We start from the raw sequence: 16,860 nt of genomic DNA, 5'->3' as shown, positions 1-16,860 counted from the left end.
TACAACACTTAAAAACAAAATAAATACTATGAAATATTTATCATTAGTTGCGCTTTCTCTATTTATAATGAGTTGTGGCAATGCACAAAAAAAAGATACTGCTAAAACAGAAAACACTTACGAGGTTTCTAAAACCAACGCAGAATGGAAAGAAGTTTTATCTTCAGAAGAATATCATATACTACGAGAAGCAGGAACAGAACGTCCTTTTTCTTCAGAGCTATTAGACATTAAAGAAGAAGGTACTTATGTGTGTGCAGCTTGTAAAACACCAGTTTTTAAAAGTGAACATAAGTTTGATAGCGGTACAGGATGGCCAAGTTTTGATAGAGAAATAGATGGTAATGTTGCTTTCTCTACAGACAATAAAATTGGCTATACACGTGTAGAAGAACATTGTGCGGTTTGTGGTGGTCACTTAGGACACGTTTTTAATGATGGTCCAAAAAACACTACAGGCAAACGCCATTGTATAAATGGTGATGCTTTAGATTTTATTCCTTCAACTAAATAAAAAATTATATGTCTACTAACTATAATATAAATAAGACAGAAGAAGAATGGAGAAAAGAGTTGTCTCCAGAGCAATACCATGTTCTTAGAGAAGCAGGAACAGAACGACCACATACAGGTAAATACAATATGCATTTTGAAGATGGTGAATACCATTGCGCTGCTTGTAACACTAAATTATTTGATAGTGACAGCAAATTTGAAAGCGGTTGTGGATGGCCAAGCTTTGATAATGCTATTGATGGCGCTATTGAGTACAAACAAGATAAAACTCTTGGTATGATTAGAACCGAAATTTTATGCGCTAACTGTGGAGGTCATATTGGGCACGTTTTTGATGATGGCCCTACAGAAACTGGACAACGTTACTGTGTAAATTCTGCTAGTATAAACTTTAATAAGTAATAATTTAACGAGTCTTTGGGTAGCGCTATCTTTTTCTAATAATAGTTTTGGCATTGAATTTGATTTCAATTTAACTAACACAAAACCTTAGAGATGAAAAAAATATTAGCTTTATTAGCATTTACAGCCGTTTTATTTACAAGTTGCGAAGGAGATCCAGGACCTCCAGGACCATCTGGAGAACCAGGTGTTAATATTCTAGGTCAAACTTTTGAAATAGAAAATATTAATTACTCCTATGATGCAAATGCAAACTTGTGGTCTACAATTATCGATATCCCTTCAGACATTGAAGTCTTTGAAAGCGACGCTATTTTAGTGTACCGTTTTGATGGTCAAGTTGGGTTAAATGATGGGTCTACTGCAGATTTATGGAGTCTTATACCTCAAAACTTTTTTACAGATGAAGGTACAATACAATACGTATCTGCTCACACATTTATAGATGTAGAATTGTTTATAGATGGTAATTATGACCTAAGTAACTTAGATTTCGGTTATACAGACGATCAAATTTTTAGATTTGTTGTAGTCCCTTCAGACTTTGCATTAACAGTAGATGTTACAGATTACAATGCTGTAATGAATGCTTTAAACGACAGAAACAATACAACAGAAGGTTTAGAAAACTAATTTCTAAAAACATCTATTATATTAAAAAGCGATGCTCTAACTTACAGAGCATCGCTTTTTGTTTCTCTTAATATTGCGTAAATTCGTAGCCTTAAAATCAGACTAAAAAATCAGAAAATATGAGTAAGTACGATGTTATTGTATTAGGAAGCGGTCCTGGCGGTTATGTTGCTGCAATACGCGCCTCACAATTAGGCTTAAAAACTGCTGTAATAGAAAAAGAAAATCTTGGAGGTGTATGTTTAAACTGGGGTTGTATCCCTACAAAAGCATTGTTAAAGAGTGCTCAAGTTTTTGACTATTTAAAGCACGCAGAAGATTATGGTCTTAGTGTTGAGAATCCAGATAAAGACTTCACTAAAGTTGTAAAACGTAGTCGTAATGTGGCAGAAGGAATGAGCAAAGGTGTTCAATTCTTAATGAAGAAAAATAAGATTGATGTAATAGATGGCTTTGGCACATTAAAAACTGGAAAGAAAATTTCTGTTGAAGGTAAAGATGGCAAGAAAGACTATGAAGCTAATCATATAATTGTTGCAACTGGAGCTCGTTCTAGAGAATTACCAAACTTAAAACAAGATGGTGAGAAAATTATAGGATACCGCCAAGCAATGAACTTGCCTAAGCAACCAAAATCTATGATAATTGTAGGTTCCGGAGCTATTGGTGTTGAGTTTGCTCACTTTTACAATGCAATGGGTACAGAAGTAACAATAGTAGAGTTTTTACCAAACTTAGTTCCTGTTGAAGATGAAGATGTGTCTAAGCAATTTGAGAAAAGCTTTAAGAAAGCTGGTATAAAAGTAATGACCAACTCTTCTGTAGAAAGTGTAGATACTTCTGGAGATGGTGTTAAGGCTAAAGTAAAAACTAAAAAAGGCGAAGAAACCTTAGAAGCAGAAATTGTACTATCTGCTGTTGGTATTAAAACAAATATTGAAAATATTGGTCTTGAAGCTGTAGGCATTAAGACAGACAAAGATAAGATCTTAGTTAATGACTGGTACCAAACCAACATTCCTGGATATTATGCTATTGGAGATGTAACGCCAGGTCCAGCATTGGCTCACGTTGCTTCTGCAGAAGGTATTATCTGTGTAGAAAAAATTGCAGGAATGAAAGTTGAAGCATTAGACTACGGTAACATTCCTGGTTGTACATATGCTACTCCAGAAATTGCAAGTGTTGGAATGACCGAAAAGCAAGCTAAAGAAGCTGGTTACGAACTTAAAATAGGGAAATTTCCATTCTCTGCTTCTGGTAAAGCTAGTGCTGCCGGAACAAAAGATGGCTTCGTAAAGGTAATTTACGATGCTAAGTACGGTGAGTGGTTAGGTTGCCATATGATTGGTGCTGGTGTAACAGATATGATTGCAGAGGCTGTTTTAGGACGTAAACTAGAAACTACAGGACACGAAGTTTTAAAAGCAGTGCATCCTCACCCAACTATGAGTGAAGCTGTAATGGAAGCCACTGCTGCTGCTTATGATGAGGTTATACACCTATAAGCAAAACACTTAACATATTTAAAACCGCTTTCAATTTTGGAAGCGGTTTTTTTTTATGCAAAAAAAATTAATCTTTTTTGTAACCTTTTTTTCTATTCTTACGTATAACCTGTACAACAAGATGTCATCAATCATCTAAAAAAATTACATGAGACAACTAAAGATTACAAAGCAGGTTACCAATCGTGAAACCGCTTCATTAGACAAGTATTTACAAGAAATTGGAAAGGTAGACTTAATCACTGCCGAAGAAGAGGTAGAGTTAGCACAGCGTATTAGAGCTGGCGACAATCGTGCATTAGAAAAACTAACAAAAGCCAATTTAAGGTTTGTGGTGTCTGTATCTAAACAATATCAAAACCAAGGACTAACATTACCAGACCTTATTAATGAAGGTAATTTAGGACTAATAAAAGCTGCAAAACGCTTTGACGAAACACGTGGTTTTAAATTTATCTCGTATGCCGTATGGTGGATTCGTCAATCTATCCTACAAGCATTAGCAGAACAATCTCGTATTGTAAGATTACCTCTTAACAAAATTGGATCTATTAATAAGATTAACAAGATGTATGCGTATTTGGAGCAGTCTAACCAAAGACCACCTACTCCAGAAGAAATTGCACAAGAATTAGAAATGACGATTTCTGAAGTAAAAGAATCTCTTAAAAACTCTGGTCGCCACCTTTCAATGGATGCGCCTTTAGTAGATGGTGAAGACTCTAACCTTTATGATGTCTTAAAATTTGGAGAATCACCAAACCCAGAAAAAGACCTTTTAGTTGAGTCATTACAAACTGAAATAGATAGAGCATTAGAAACACTTACACCTAGAGAGGCAGATGTTATAAGACTGTATTTTGGTTTAGGACAACAGCAACCGCTAACACTTGAGGAGATTGGAGAAACCTTCGAGCTTACTAGAGAGCGTGTTCGCCAAATAAAGGAAAAAGCCACAAGACGTTTAAAGCATACATCTAGAAGTAAGATCTTAAAAACCTATTTAGGCTAAATTCCTTATCTTCGCTAAATCTAAAATATTTAACGATACGACAGTATTCAGTTTATTGTTTCTACAATAACATACTGTTCGTTTTTTGATTGATGAATGACCTCCGGCTGATTACCGGAGGTTTTCTCATTTTAAGAGTATTCTTAAACTCACAACAGCTTCAACATTTATATTATTGGTTACCTTTGCAAAAAACTTATAACATGTCTCAAAAACGTATTGCTCCTTCAATTTTAGCTGCAGATTTTGCTAACCTTCAACGTGATATAGAACTTGTAAACAACTCAGATGCAGATTGGTTTCATATAGATATTATGGATGGTGTTTTTGTCCCAAACATATCATTTGGTATGCCCGTTTTAAAAGCAATTAATAAACACGCCAATAAAACTATTGATGTGCATTTAATGATTGTAGATCCAGATCGCTATATTAAAACATTTGCAGAACTTGGTAGCAATGTACTTACAGTGCATTACGAAGCTTGTACCCATTTGCACAGAACACTACAAGCCATTAAAGCCGAAGGCATGAAAGCTGGTGTTGCAATTAACCCACATACTCCTGTAGATTTATTAGAAGATATTATAAACGATATAGATGTTGTTTGTATTATGAGTGTAAATCCAGGTTTTGGAGGACAAAGCTTTATTGAAAACACTTACAAGAAGGTAACAAGGTTAAAAGAAATTATCCTTAATAATAATGCCGAAACTCTTATAGAGATTGATGGTGGCGTTACTAATAAAAATGCCAAAGAATTGGTAAATGCAGGCGCAGATGTACTTGTGGCAGGAAGCTATGTATTTGGATCTTCAGACCCTTTAAAAACTATTAAAGATTTAAAAGCTCAGGTAAATTAAAACAATGGTTAACATACCTAGATTATCTATAATCATTATTGCTATGATGGTTTTTGGTAATGTAGGTATGCTACATTCTCAACATACAGATGTTATTTTAGATGTTAACTCTGGCAAACTACATTATCAAATTTATGGTGAAGGTTCTCCAATTTTAATAATTAACGGAGGACCAGGAATGAATTCACAAGGATTTAAACCTTTAGCTGAAGAACTTTCCAAAACCAATTCTGTTATCCTTTACGATCAAAGAGGTACTGGCTTATCTACCTTACACGACATAAATTCAGAAACCATAACCATAAATGCTATGGCTGAAGATATTGAGGTATTACGCTGTCATTTAAATATTGACCAATGGACAGTATTGGGACATTCCTTTGGTGGTATGCTGGCATATTATTATACAGCAAAATATCCTGAACACGTTTCTGCATTAATACAATCTTCATCTGGAGGATTAGATCTCACTATAATAGAGCGTTTAGATATAAGAGGAAGTCTTTCCCAAACACAAAGAGATTCGTTAGATTATTATACCCGTAAGATTTCTAATGGCGATGCGTCTTATGCAACAACATATAACAGAGGTAAATTTTTAGCACCAGCATATGTATATAATTCAACTTACATACCTATTGTAGCTAAGAGACTAACACAAGGTAATAGAGCAATAAACAGTTTGGTCTGGCAAGATTTAAGGCGTATTGAATTTAGTACAGCTTCATTTTTTAAAACATTTAAAAAACCAGTGTTAATACTGCATGGTAAGGATGATGTTGTAGGACTATCTATACCTGAGCATGCCCATAATCTTATACCAAATTCTGAACTAGTAATTTTAGAGAATTGCAAACATTATGGTTGGTTAGATGCTAAGACAGCTTATTTTAACGCTATTAATACTTTTATAAAAAACTTATAATTTTGCAAGACACATATGACATTATAATTGTTGGTGGTGGTCCCATTGGTATTGCTTGTGGTTTACAGGCCAAAGAAAAGGGACTGTCGTATTGTATATTAGAAAAAGGACCCTTGGTAAACTCTCTTTACCACTACCCTACTAATATGACATTTTTCTCAACGTCTGAAAAGCTTGAGCTACATAACATTCCATTTATAAGTGCTAATGCAAAACCTACCAAAGAAGAAGCCTTAGAATATTACAGGCGCATTGCAACTTCAAAAGAGTTAACTATAAATCTTTTTGAAAGGGTCACAAATATTACTTCAGGCAAATTACATTCTGTAGAAACTACAAAGGCAACATATATTACTAAGCATGTAATTATAGCAACTGGTTTTTATGATATCCCAAATCCTCTTAATATTCCTGGTGAAGACTTAAATAAAGTTTCTCACTATTATGGAAACCCACATTTTTATGCAGCAACAAATACTGTTGTTGTAGGTGCCAGCAACTCTTCTGTAGATGCAGCGCTAGAGATTTACAGAAAAGGTGGAGACGTTACTATGATTGTTAGAGGAGACAGTATTGGCGACCGTGTAAAATATTGGGTGAAACCAGATATAGAAAACAGAATAGAAGAAGGAAGCATTACTGCGTATTTTAATGCAGAACTTACTGAGATACGAGAAACAGAAGTTGATATAAACCACAACGGTACTCATAAAACATTAAACAATGATTTTGTGTTAGCACTAACTGGTTACCAACCAAACTTTAAGTTTCTGAAAGATGTAGGTATTAATTTATCTAATGATAAAAGACGCATTCCTGAACATAATCCAGAAACTATGGAAACAAATGTAAAAGGCGTTTATCTTGCAGGAGTTATCTGTGGTGGTATGGAAACTCATAAATGGTTTATAGAAAACTCACGTATACATGCAAAGATGATTGTAGAAGATATTATTAAAAAATAAGATTAATAGCCTGCAAAATTATAATTAAGCATTTGTCTAACCTTACTATATAACTGAGGAAAGTTCATTTTAAAATCTTTAGGTGTTTCAATAAAATTTTCAATGAGAACAGCTAAAAACTCGTATTTGTTGGTATAAGCATAATTCCTGAAGTAGTCTGATGCCATTAAATTATTACGGTATAAATCATCTTTTAAAATTTGTTCTATTTCAGTATAGCCATCACTAAAGATTGAAGCACTTACATCTCTAAATTTTTTACTATTTAACTGCAAAATATGTGTAAACTCGTGTATGCCTAAGTTTAAATTATCTGTAGTATCTGCATATCCTTCCTTAAAATCTTTCCAAGAAATAACCAATGCCTTTAACCTTGGATTAAACTCACCTTTATGATATGCAGCAGTAATGTTAGAGTAATACGTATTAGGATAAATTATAACGCGATCTAAAATACCTAAGTAATAATTACGCATCCCAAAAGTTAGCATAATTGCTGTAGCACCAATTAAAACTTTCATTTCCTCGGTAACCTCTAAATCTTCGCGTCCAAAAAATTCTTTATCTGCTAAAAATGTGGCCAACCTATGTTGAAAGAATGTTTTCTGAGAAGTATTAAGTAAACCATAAAATTCAAACTGGTTTTCTAGTATAGTGATTGAAGATTCTGGTAACTTCTTTTTAAACAGATAAAAGTGAGTATATATAGGCTTTTTAAACTTTATCACATAAAGTGTTTCGGCAGATTTTACTAAGTAGTAAATAATAATAAGAATGATTGCTATTGCAAGAAATTTTCCAAAAACCATATAATAAAAGTAGAGATAAAAATAAATGTATAGATAGTACAACCTATAATTTTCAATAATAAGAAGTAGTTCTGTTATTTTAATACATTTGTGTAACTAATCATTTAAAAAAATAAATTATGAAAAAGGTATTTTTATCAATTATGGCTGTAGGTATGTTTATGGCTACTACATCTTGTAGAGAAACTACAGAAGACAAAGCAGAAGATGTTATGGAAGATGTGAGTGATGATGTTAGCGATGATATGGATGAAGCTGAGAGCACATTAGAGAGAGCTGCAGATGAAACTGAAGACGGAATTAAAAGAGCAGGCGAAGAAATAGAAGGCGCTGCTAAAGATGTAAAAGAAGAGTTTGACGGTGAAACAGATGACAACTAATTAGTTACACTATTAACACTTATAAAACAAAGGCTCCTAATTTTAGGAGCCTTTTAAGTCTTAATTATTCTTACAACTTCAAGATATTATTATATTTGTGCCTTACTAACCTTATAAAATTTATTAAAATGAAAAAAGTAATATTATCTGTAATGGCTTTAGGTCTTCTTTTAGGAACTTCTTGTAGAGAAACTACTGAAGAGAAAACTGAAGATGCTATCGAAGCAATGGGTGAAGATATCGAAGCTAACGCTGAAGAAGCTGGTGATGCTATTGAAGCTGGTGCTGAAGAAGTTGAAGCTGAAATGAACGAAGCTGGCGAAGAAGTTGAAGCTGAAATGAATGAAGAAATGAACGAAGAGATGAAAGAAGATGCAACAGACGATAACGCTGCTAACTAATCTTTTTCTTTTATAGAATAGAAAAAGGCTTCCAATTTATGGAAGCCTTTTTTAGTATATAACAGTTTCCTTAAAACGTGTTAGTTATTAAAGTAAACATTATTAGGTAACACGCCTACTGTAAAACTAGTTGTTAAGCTATTATCGGTTAAGTCATAAATATGAACCGAACCATTACTAGAAAAGTCATTAGGATCACAAGCGTATAGTGTATTATCATTTACAACCATTCCATATAAATTAAGACCCGTTAATTCTGCATCTGTAGGAATTGTAAAAGATGACGTTGCTCCTTTATAAACATTCCCGTTTAAGCCATAGTAAACTGCATTATTATCTATATTTAAATAACTTGGGTGCTCTGTTTGATTAAATGTGTATGTAGTAGTAACTGCATTGCTAGAAGTGTTAATTACAGAAATACTTCCACCTTCTTCATCTCCTTGATAAGAAAATTGTCCAGAACTTAAAACCCAAAGATTACCGCTGGCATCTAACTGCAAACTGTTTGGTGCCTTACCAACTGTTATTGTACTAGTAACAGCATCTGTTACAGGACTTATAACACTTATTTCATTGTTAACACCAAAACCACCTTGATGTGCTACATAAATATTTGTACCATCAAATAACAACTCTTCTGGACCTTCGCTTACAGGTATTGTTGTTGTAATAGTATTTGTATCTAAATCTATAACTGCAATATAATCATCTGTAGCATCACTACCACTACCCCAATTGGTAACATAACCTTTGTTGTTAGCAGTAATCATAAAACGAGGATTCATTAAACCTGTTTCTATTTTCGTAATTTCTTCAAAAGAAAAACGATTTACTACAGTTATTTTATTACCAACGTTTGCTACTACATAGGCATTTGTTTCAGAAAACCCGATTGACTGTACTATGTTACCTAAGTTGTCATTATTTACATCTTGATAAATATCATTATCTACCGCAGTGAAATTTGCATCAATATAAGATACTGTCCCAAAACCACTTCCAAATGGTCCTTCATTAGAAATTAATATTCCTGCTTCAAAAGCAAAACTATCATTATCTGTAATGGTCACAGTTTCAGAAATTGGATTTGTTAGCGACTCACCATTTTCAGAAATTACAGAAATCTCGATTGTTTCAGCCTCTTCAACAGTTGTATCATCTATAATATTAACCGTTATAACTGCTGTAGTTTCACCTTCACTTATTGTGAAATTTGTACTGTTTACGGTATAGTCTTCCGTTTCTAAAGCTGTACCCATAAGGGCAATTTCATAAGTAGTATCTACCAGTACAGCATCTGTAGTTGTAACTGTAAACAATAGCTCACCAGCATCTTCAGATACTGTTGTGGCATTTGCAGAGATAGTTATGCTACCATTGCTGTTATCGGTATTCATACCGTCATCATCAGATTCACAACTAACCGTAAAAACAGCAGTTAAAACCAAAAGCATTAATAATTTAAGTGTCTTCATTATTTAAAATTTAGAAGGATTGAGTTAGTAAAATTGAATAGTGGCGTCCAGGATTTGGCCTAAACGCTATATTTTGATAATTTTTATTGAAGATATTATTTACAGATAATTGTATTGTAAACCAGTTTAACCCTTTAGATTTTGGCTTAAACGAAAGGTTAACATTAGATACTGCATAACCTCCAAGAGTTTCAGAATTGTCTGTCTTTGTAAAGACCTCACCATTGTATAAAAACTGATACAGAAGGTTGAATGATTTATAGTTGTAACCTAAACTTCCAATAAATTTATGTTTAGGCACATATATAAATTGTGCATTGGTTGATAAATCTTTGGCCTCAACATACGTGTAACCTGTTGTAGTAGTAAACTTATGTGAGCCAAAATTATAATAAGCCTGAAATTGCGCCTCTATACCGAAGTTTCTAGAGTCCTTAATATTGTTTGGCATAAACAACCCTTGTTGGTTGGGTAGCCATTGAATCAAATTTTCTGAGTAACTAATAAATTCAGCTAGCTTAAATGTTCCGAAAGAAAATTTTAATGTTTGGTTTAGTTCTCCTTGATATGTTATTTCTGGCAATAAATCTGGATTTCCGATAGCGCCGGCACCGTTCCAATTTAAGTCGTTAAACGTTGGTGCTCTAAAATTTTTGGATGCATTAAAGCCAATACCAAATTGGCGAATACTGTTTTCCTTTTGAAAAGCCGAAAGATAGTCTGCAGAAATACCGTATAATAATGGGCTTTCATAATCATTAGAAAACTCCTGTTTTAGTTGAAGTGTACCAGTAATAAATTTACTCAACTTATGCTCTAACAATGCAGTGCCAGAAATTACATCTCTATTACTTTCTTCTATGTTAGATCCTTCTGCACTTGTAGTATTAAGGTCTGCAATAGTTTTTAAACTTGTCTTAGTATTAAATTGATATTTAAACTCGTTGTTAAAAACATACCTAATCGCTTTTCCATAAAAATAAAAATCGTCTACATTTTTGTCTGGAAAGTATTTATAAGACTCAAAGACATGAGCTAACCTGGTTACACTTTTAAATGCTTTACCTTTTGCTGTCCAAGCTAATAGGGTTCTTGTATTTTCATCTTCATAACCATCAAAAGTAACAGCAGTTAGTGTTCTACTAAATTCTCTATCACTTAAAAATGTATTATGATAAACATTTAATTGATGGTGCTTATTCAATTTAAATCCAAAATTTAAATTTCCATTTATAGTTTTATAAGCACCATTATCATTCCTAAGGTTAGTATCTAAATATTTAAAATCGTTTTCACTTTGCAAACCATCTAATGCCGTTTCTATATAAAACTTTTTAGTACCATAACTTAATTTAGCTTGGGCTGCATAGGTTTCAAAGCTTCCATAGCTTTCTAATAATTTTGTTTTAAAACCAGTGTTGTATTTAGTGGTGTTATTTAAATGTATACTACCACCAACAGCACCACTGCCGTAAGGAATGCTTCCGCCACCATGTCTTACTACAAGATTATCATAGTTTCGAGTACTTATGGTATTAAAATCGGTTTGCCCATTTAACTGAGAATTTATTGAAATACCATTCCAAAGCACAGCAGTTTGAGAGGCATTTGTTCCTCTAAATGATGGAGAAGACACACCACCAGGACCATTTTCCTTAAAATATATTAAACTGTTATATAGTAAAGTTTGCTGTAAAGGTGTTGCTTGATTGTAAAAAACACTATCTCTTAATGTTGTGGTTGTAGTACCAGTAGAAAAATCTGTCAAGCTTACATCACTAATGATAACCTCAGGCAATTGTTGGAGGCTATCCAATTGCGAGTGTGCAGTTGTAGAAAAAATCCACATCAATAAGATGAAAACGATATATCTCATAAGTCTTGAGATGCTTTTCCCGAGCATCATTAAGATGATTAAGAACTTGGCAGGTCTCCTGACTTGTCTTTAATGTACATACCTTCCCATATTGCTACAGTGGTTTTAAGATTGTACAAGCTCAAATAAATGAGTGACTTACAGTTGCGGGTACAGTTGCCGATTTTAACGGCATTCCCATTTTAAGGTCATACGTTTGTAATACGTATTTCCACCAAAATTCAGTGCAAAAGTAGCTTTTTTAAATAACCGCACAATGAGTTTTAAAAAATACTTAGTTTTGAATATTCTTACGCTTTTTAATTAACCTACTAATACATAACTATCTTTTGAAATATTTAGCTTCACTTTTACTCTTATCTATACTATTTACGTCTTGCAAGAATCATGACAAAGAGCTAAAATCTTTATTAAGCAAAGGTGATACGCTTAAGATTGAATATGCCAAAGGTTTTGAAGTGGTTTCTTATGACGGTTTTAAACTAATGACTGTTAAAAGTCCTTGGCCAAATGCAGAAAAAGATTTTATTTATGCCTTAGTTAATGAGGGCAATACACTTCCTGAAGGACTAGAGTACGATCAAAAAGTAAATTTACCTATAGAGCAACTTGTCGTAACTTCTACCACTCACATACCATCTTTAGAAGCACTAGGTGAAGAGCATGCATTGGTTGGGTTTCCAAATTTAGATTATATCTCTTCTAAAAAAACCCGACAACTCATTAACAACAATAAAGTTAAAGAGTTAGGAGCCAACGAATCTATAAATACAGAAATCCTATTAGAGCTACAGCCTGATGTTGTAATAGGTTTTGCTATAGATAACGAAAACAAAACTTTTAATACCATTCAAAAGAATGGTACTCCAGTTATTTTTAATGCAGATTGGCTTGAAACACATCCATTAGGAAAAGCAGAATGGTTAAAATTCTTTGGTGTACTTTTTAATAAAACCGATGAAGCAACTCAATTATTTAACGAGATAGCAACCTCATATGAAGAGACCAAAAAACTTGCCAAATCTGTAAATAAAAAGCCTACCGTTTTGTGTGGTGCTATGTATAAAGATGTATGGTATCTTCCTTATGGCAATAGTTGGCAGGCAAAGTTTATAAGTGATGCTAATGCGAAATATGTGTACGGATACACCAACGGAAAAGGCAGTATTTCTTTAGCTTTTGAAAAAGTATTAGATAAAGCTGAAAACTCAGAATATTGGTTGGCACCTGGAAGTTTTTCTTCTTACGATGCTATGTTAAAAGCCTCTTCTCACTACAATCAATTTAAAGCTTTTCAAGACAAGACCATATTTAGTTTTGCAAGTACTACTGGAGAAACTGGTGGTGTATTATACTATGAACTTGGTCCTAACAGACCAGACTTAGTACTAAAAGATATGGTATCTATTTTACATCCAGAATTACTTAAAGACTATACGCCTACATTCTTTAAACCACTAAATTAAATGCCTAAGCAAAGCACATATCTTCTACTAGGAATAGTATTGCTATTAATAGCTTTTCTAACTAATATTAGTTTAGGTTCTGTAAGCATTCCTTTAGACGATGTGCTTGCCGCACTTTTTGGTGGAGATGTAGATAAAGAATCTTGGCGCTATATAATAACAGATTACAGGTTACCTAAAGCATTAACTGCCATTTTTGTTGGTAGTGGATTAGCGTTAAGTGGTTTATTAATGCAAACATTATTCAGGAATCCGTTAGCTGGTCCATACGTCTTAGGTATTAGTAGCGGAGCCAGTTTAGGTGTTGCTATAATTATTATGGGAGCAAGTATGTTTGGTGGTGTATTTGCAAGCTATTTAAATTCTGGTTACAGCATAGCCGTTGCTTCAAGCTTGGGTAGTTTTTTAGTATTATTAGCTGTAGTAGTAGCTTCGGCAAGATTAAGAGACACCATGGCAATTCTCATTATAGGGTTAATGTTTGCTAGTTTAACAGCTTCTGTTGTTAGTGTGTTAGCTTACTTTAGTTCTGCTGCACAATTGCAACAATATATGTTTTGGTCTTTTGGTAGTCTAGGTAATTTAGGGTGGCAAGAGCTTAGTATTTTAGGTGTCACAGTTGGTATAGGAGTTATAGTTAGCATTTTCTGTTTAAAAAATTTAAATGCCTTGCTTTTGGGTGAACATTATGCTAAAAGCCTTGGTGTAAATATTAAAAAAAATAGGTTTTTAATAATTGTAGCAACTAGTTTATTAGCTGGAAGTATTACAGCTTTTGCAGGACCAATAGCGTTTATAGGTTTAGCCGTACCTCATTTGGTAAGATTGGTAATAAAAACAACTAATCATCTCATATTAATGCCTGCGGTACTTTGCTTTGGTGCCATTTTAATGCTTATCTGCGATGCTATTGCACAATTACCAAATAGTGAATTTACATTACCAATTAATGCTATCACCTCTTTAGTAGGAGCACCTGTTGTAATTTGGCTATTGGTGCGTAAACGTAAACTCATGTTTTAGCAAACAAAACAATTAAACTTCATAATTTTACACATTGATAATTATAGGTGAAATTCCTATTTTTACGCTTTAACAAAAATAATTTATGGGAAGAGCATTTGAATTTAGGAAAGCGCGTAAGATGAAGCGATGGTCTGCAATGTCTAAAGCCTTTACGCGTATTGGTAAAGATATTGTAATGGCTGTTAAAGAAGGTGGACCAGATCCAGACTCAAACTCTAGGCTACGTGCAGTTATACAGAATGCCAAGTCTGTAAATATGCCTAAAGACAATGTAGAACGTGCTATTAAACGTGCGAGTGATAAGTCTCAAGGTGATTATAAAGAAGTAATCTTTGAAGGCTATGCTCAACATGGTATCGCTGTTTTAATTGAAACTGCTACAGATAACAATACAAGAACTGTTGCCAATGTAAGAGCTGCTTTTAATAAAACAGACGGAAATCTAGGTACTTCTGGCTCTGTTGTCTTTATGTTTGATCATACCTGCAACTTTAAAATTAAAGGCGATAACTTAGACCTTGAAGAACTTGAATTAGAATTAATTGATTTTGGTGTTGAAGAAATTTTTGAAGACACAGATGAAAATGAGCAAGGCGAAACTCAAAAAGTGATAATGATTTATGCCCCTTTTGAAAGTTTCGGAAACATTCAAGGATATTTAGAAGCTAATAATATTGGGATTATTTCTTCTGGCTTTGAGCGTATACCACAAGTTACTAAAAAGCTAACTCCAGAACAACAAGAAGATGTTGAGAAGCTTTTAGAGAAATTAGACGACGATGATGATGTACAAAATGTATATCATACTATGGATGAGAGTGAAGACTAACAGTTCCATCCAATTCATATAAAAAAAACCTCCAAATTAACTTTGGAGGTTTTTTTATAAATATAGTTTATTTGAAAAGTATTGTTCCGTTGAATTTAATCCACAAAAAAAGCCTCATCATAAGATAAGGCTTTTATTTTGGGTGGAAGACCGGGTTCGAACCGGCGACTTCTGGTACCACAAACCAGCGCTCTAACCAGCTGAGCTACAACCACCATTTGTAATCGGACGGCAAAGATAAGATATTGTCTTATTTTGAGCAAGATAATTTTTAAATTAAATCAAAAATTGAATCTACAGCTACATAACGTTCTGAAGTAAAACCTTCTGCGTGCTCTACATTTATTAATCTTCCTAAATCTTGAGCTCTGTACGTAATACTTTGAAGAAAATTATTTGAAGAAATTGGTGTTTGTGGCTCATCACTTTTTAAATTAAAAAACTGACTTTCATACGCCTTTACAGAAGCTATCTTTTTATCTAAATACCCTGAGATATCTACCACGACATCTGGTGTTAGATTTTTCCATTGTATGTAATGATACACGTGTTTAGGTCTCCAAGCTTCTTGAGGCTCATCATCTAATTTAGTTTCTATTCGCCTTAAACCACTAAGAAAACAAGCGTCACTAGCTAGCTTGCTACCTTTACCATGATCAATATGCCTATCATCAACAGCATTGCAAAGCACAACTTCTGGTTTATATTTTCTTATGATTTTTATTATCGCTTTTTGGTGTGCTTCGTCATTTTTAAAGAATCCATCTTTAAACTTTAGGTTCTTTCTTACTGCAACTCCTAAAATACGAGCAGCATTTGCAGCTTCAACATCTCTAATTTCAGCTGATCCTCTAGTACCTAATTCACCTCGTGTAAGGTCTAAGATGCCTACAATTTTTCCTTTAGCTATTTCCTTAGCAAGAGTTCCAGAACAACTTAATTCTACATCATCTGGGTGTGCTCCTATTGCTAATATGTCTAACTTCATTTTTTATTTTTTTCAAAGATAATCAACAATACATCAACACAATTGCAAATAAATAATTGAATAGTTTTAAAATACCCACTAATGGGTATATCTTAGTAAGGTAAAATCCTCTTATTTTGATTAAATTAAAACCAAATCTACTTAATGATCTATAAAACAAACCTACTACTGTTATGTGTTTTCTATGCATTTACAGTTGTTTGCTCCTAATAATAAACTAACTCAACTCTAATTAACTCAAAACACAACTCATGCAAGAAAACTCTACAACTCAATATGCTCCCTTTAATTCGTATAATACGTGTTATAGTCCTTCAACGGGATTATTTAAACAAGATATAGCTGTACCTAAAAAAACTGTTACCATTAATGGCAAGCCAGTGGAATTAACTTTTAAAGTTGCTGCCAGTTATGATATCTCTGGAAACAATGTATCTTCAATGTTACAAATAGTAACACATAATGAGGATTATGTTGGACCTGTTATTAGTAATGATTACAATTTAATAAATCCGCCAAACAATGATCTAAATCAGGTTATTTCAAACTTTAAGCCTAGTGACGAAAATGACGTTACAGTTTTTACGGTTCACGATGAAGATTTTTTAAGTTTAAGTCCTGCTACCATTCAAAGTATTATAACAGAATTAAGCAATAGCCAACCCTTAACTATTGTAGAGGTTGAAGAAATTTTAGATCAGCATTTAAGCTCTAAATCATCTTTAACACAACCAAGAACAGTTGGAACTGGTGTAATTCCTCCAAAAGTAAGCTGCTAATTCC

The 16,860-nt window shown here is 33.4% G+C and carries 18 protein-coding genes, 1 tRNA gene and 1 riboswitch; of the genes, 14 read left to right on the top strand and 5 right to left on the bottom strand.

All coding sequences use genetic code 11. The features are described 5' to 3' along the window. The first annotated feature begins 28 nt into the window (after window positions 1–28). The 8 genes from msrB (CL818_RS02740) (at window position 29) to CL818_RS02705 (ending at window position 6,824) form a co-directional block, all read left to right on the top strand. Window positions 29–514: a peptide-methionine (R)-S-oxide reductase MsrB gene (gene msrB, locus CL818_RS02740; protein WP_219360062.1), complete on the top strand. Its 486-nt coding sequence runs from the start codon at window positions 29–31 to the stop codon at window positions 512–514. Window positions 515–522: 8 nt separating this feature from the next. Next, on the top strand, window positions 523–918 hold the full coding sequence (gene msrB / locus CL818_RS02735) for a peptide-methionine (R)-S-oxide reductase MsrB (protein ID WP_219360061.1): 396 nt from the start codon (window positions 523–525) through the stop codon (window positions 916–918). 93 nt (window positions 919–1,011) lie between these two features. Continuing rightward, window positions 1,012–1,551: a collagen-like protein gene (locus tag CL818_RS02730; RefSeq protein WP_219360060.1), complete on the top strand. Its 540-nt coding sequence runs from the start codon at window positions 1,012–1,014 to the stop codon at window positions 1,549–1,551. A gap of 119 nt (window positions 1,552–1,670) precedes the next feature. Further along, entirely contained in the window at window positions 1,671–3,059 is a 1,389-nt protein-coding gene (gene lpdA, locus CL818_RS02725) for a dihydrolipoyl dehydrogenase (RefSeq protein WP_013188232.1), read from the top strand. A 148-nt stretch (window positions 3,060–3,207) separates the two neighbouring features. Beyond that, on the top strand, window positions 3,208–4,071 hold the full coding sequence (locus CL818_RS02720) for a sigma-70 family RNA polymerase sigma factor (protein WP_013188233.1): 864 nt from the start codon (window positions 3,208–3,210) through the stop codon (window positions 4,069–4,071). Between the two features lie 203 nt (window positions 4,072–4,274). After that, window positions 4,275–4,934, top strand: coding sequence for a ribulose-phosphate 3-epimerase (rpe, locus tag CL818_RS02715; protein ID WP_013188234.1), 660 nt, complete (start codon window positions 4,275–4,277; stop codon window positions 4,932–4,934). Between the two features lie 4 nt (window positions 4,935–4,938). Further along, window positions 4,939–5,859, top strand: a complete 921-nt coding sequence (locus CL818_RS02710) for an alpha/beta fold hydrolase (RefSeq protein WP_272973969.1) — start codon at window positions 4,939–4,941, stop codon at window positions 5,857–5,859. A 2-nt stretch (window positions 5,860–5,861) separates the two neighbouring features. Further along, complete coding sequence (locus CL818_RS02705) at window positions 5,862–6,824, top strand: YpdA family putative bacillithiol disulfide reductase (RefSeq protein WP_272973970.1); 963 nt, start codon at window positions 5,862–5,864, stop codon at window positions 6,822–6,824. 2 nt (window positions 6,825–6,826) lie between these two features. Here CL818_RS02705 and CL818_RS02700 read toward each other — a convergent pair whose 3' ends face one another. Beyond that, on the bottom strand, window positions 6,827–7,633 hold the full coding sequence (locus CL818_RS02700; RefSeq protein ID WP_013188237.1) for a zinc-dependent peptidase: 807 nt from the start codon (window positions 7,631–7,633) through the stop codon (window positions 6,827–6,829). 119 nt (window positions 7,634–7,752) lie between these two features. Here CL818_RS02700 and CL818_RS02695 point away from each other — a divergent pair, with 119 nt between their 5' ends. Both CL818_RS02695 and CL818_RS02690 read left to right on the top strand, forming a co-directional pair. Further along, window positions 7,753–8,013 carry a hypothetical protein gene (locus CL818_RS02695; protein ID WP_272973971.1) on the top strand — a complete coding sequence of 87 codons (261 nt, stop codon included), beginning with the start codon at window positions 7,753–7,755 and terminating at the stop codon, window positions 8,011–8,013. A 128-nt stretch (window positions 8,014–8,141) separates the two neighbouring features. Beyond that, complete coding sequence (locus CL818_RS02690; protein ID WP_013188239.1) at window positions 8,142–8,414, top strand: hypothetical protein; 273 nt, start codon at window positions 8,142–8,144, stop codon at window positions 8,412–8,414. An 80-nt stretch (window positions 8,415–8,494) separates the two neighbouring features. Here CL818_RS02690 and CL818_RS02685 read toward each other — a convergent pair whose 3' ends face one another. Together CL818_RS02685 and CL818_RS02680 are read right to left on the bottom strand one after the other, a co-directional pair. Beyond that, entirely contained in the window at window positions 8,495–9,892 is a 1,398-nt protein-coding gene (locus tag CL818_RS02685; protein ID WP_272973972.1) for a DUF5074 domain-containing protein, read from the bottom strand. Window positions 9,893–9,902: 10 nt separating this feature from the next. After that, complete coding sequence (locus tag CL818_RS02680; RefSeq protein WP_272973973.1) at window positions 9,903–11,768, bottom strand: TonB-dependent receptor domain-containing protein; 1,866 nt, start codon at window positions 11,766–11,768, stop codon at window positions 9,903–9,905. A gap of 31 nt (window positions 11,769–11,799) precedes the next feature. Then, a riboswitch (cobalamin riboswitch) is annotated at window positions 11,800–12,002 on the bottom strand. A 95-nt stretch (window positions 12,003–12,097) separates the two neighbouring features. On the opposite strand from CL818_RS02680, the gene CL818_RS02675 reads away from it, so the two are divergent. The 3 genes from CL818_RS02675 to CL818_RS02665 all read left to right on the top strand — a co-directional run bounded on the left by CL818_RS02675 (window position 12,098) and on the right by CL818_RS02665 (window position 15,089). Next, window positions 12,098–13,234, top strand: coding sequence for an ABC transporter substrate-binding protein (locus tag CL818_RS02675; RefSeq protein ID WP_272973974.1), 1,137 nt, complete (start codon window positions 12,098–12,100; stop codon window positions 13,232–13,234). Continuing rightward, window positions 13,235–14,257 carry a FecCD family ABC transporter permease gene (locus CL818_RS02670; protein ID WP_272973975.1) on the top strand — a complete coding sequence of 341 codons (1,023 nt, stop codon included), beginning with the start codon at window positions 13,235–13,237 and terminating at the stop codon, window positions 14,255–14,257. It abuts the gene before it with no gap. An 85-nt stretch (window positions 14,258–14,342) separates the two neighbouring features. Then, the gene (locus tag CL818_RS02665) at window positions 14,343–15,089 is read left to right on the top strand and encodes a YebC/PmpR family DNA-binding transcriptional regulator (protein WP_272973976.1); all 747 of its coding nucleotides are present in this window, start codon (window positions 14,343–14,345) and stop codon (window positions 15,087–15,089) included. Between the two features lie 140 nt (window positions 15,090–15,229). Here CL818_RS02665 and CL818_RS02660 read toward each other — a convergent pair. Next, window positions 15,230–15,305 (bottom strand) — tRNA-His (locus tag CL818_RS02660). Window positions 15,306–15,360: 55 nt separating this feature from the next. Beyond that, a complete protein-coding gene (gene bshB1, locus CL818_RS02655) occupies window positions 15,361–16,077 on the bottom strand; it encodes a bacillithiol biosynthesis deacetylase BshB1 (protein ID WP_272973977.1) in 717 nt (238 codons plus the stop codon). 251 nt (window positions 16,078–16,328) lie between these two features. Between bshB1 and CL818_RS02650 the strand changes: the two genes are divergently transcribed. Further along, window positions 16,329–16,856: a hypothetical protein gene (locus tag CL818_RS02650; protein WP_272973978.1), complete on the top strand. Its 528-nt coding sequence runs from the start codon at window positions 16,329–16,331 to the stop codon at window positions 16,854–16,856. Window positions 16,857–16,860: the final 4 nt, after the last annotated feature.

Source organism: Croceibacter sp., assembly GCF_002716225.1.
Classification (GTDB): Bacteria; Bacteroidota; Bacteroidia; order Flavobacteriales; family Flavobacteriaceae; genus Croceibacter; species Croceibacter atlanticus.
The sequence above is the reverse complement of the archived record's forward strand: the minus strand, read 5'-3'. Positions and strand labels throughout refer to the sequence as shown.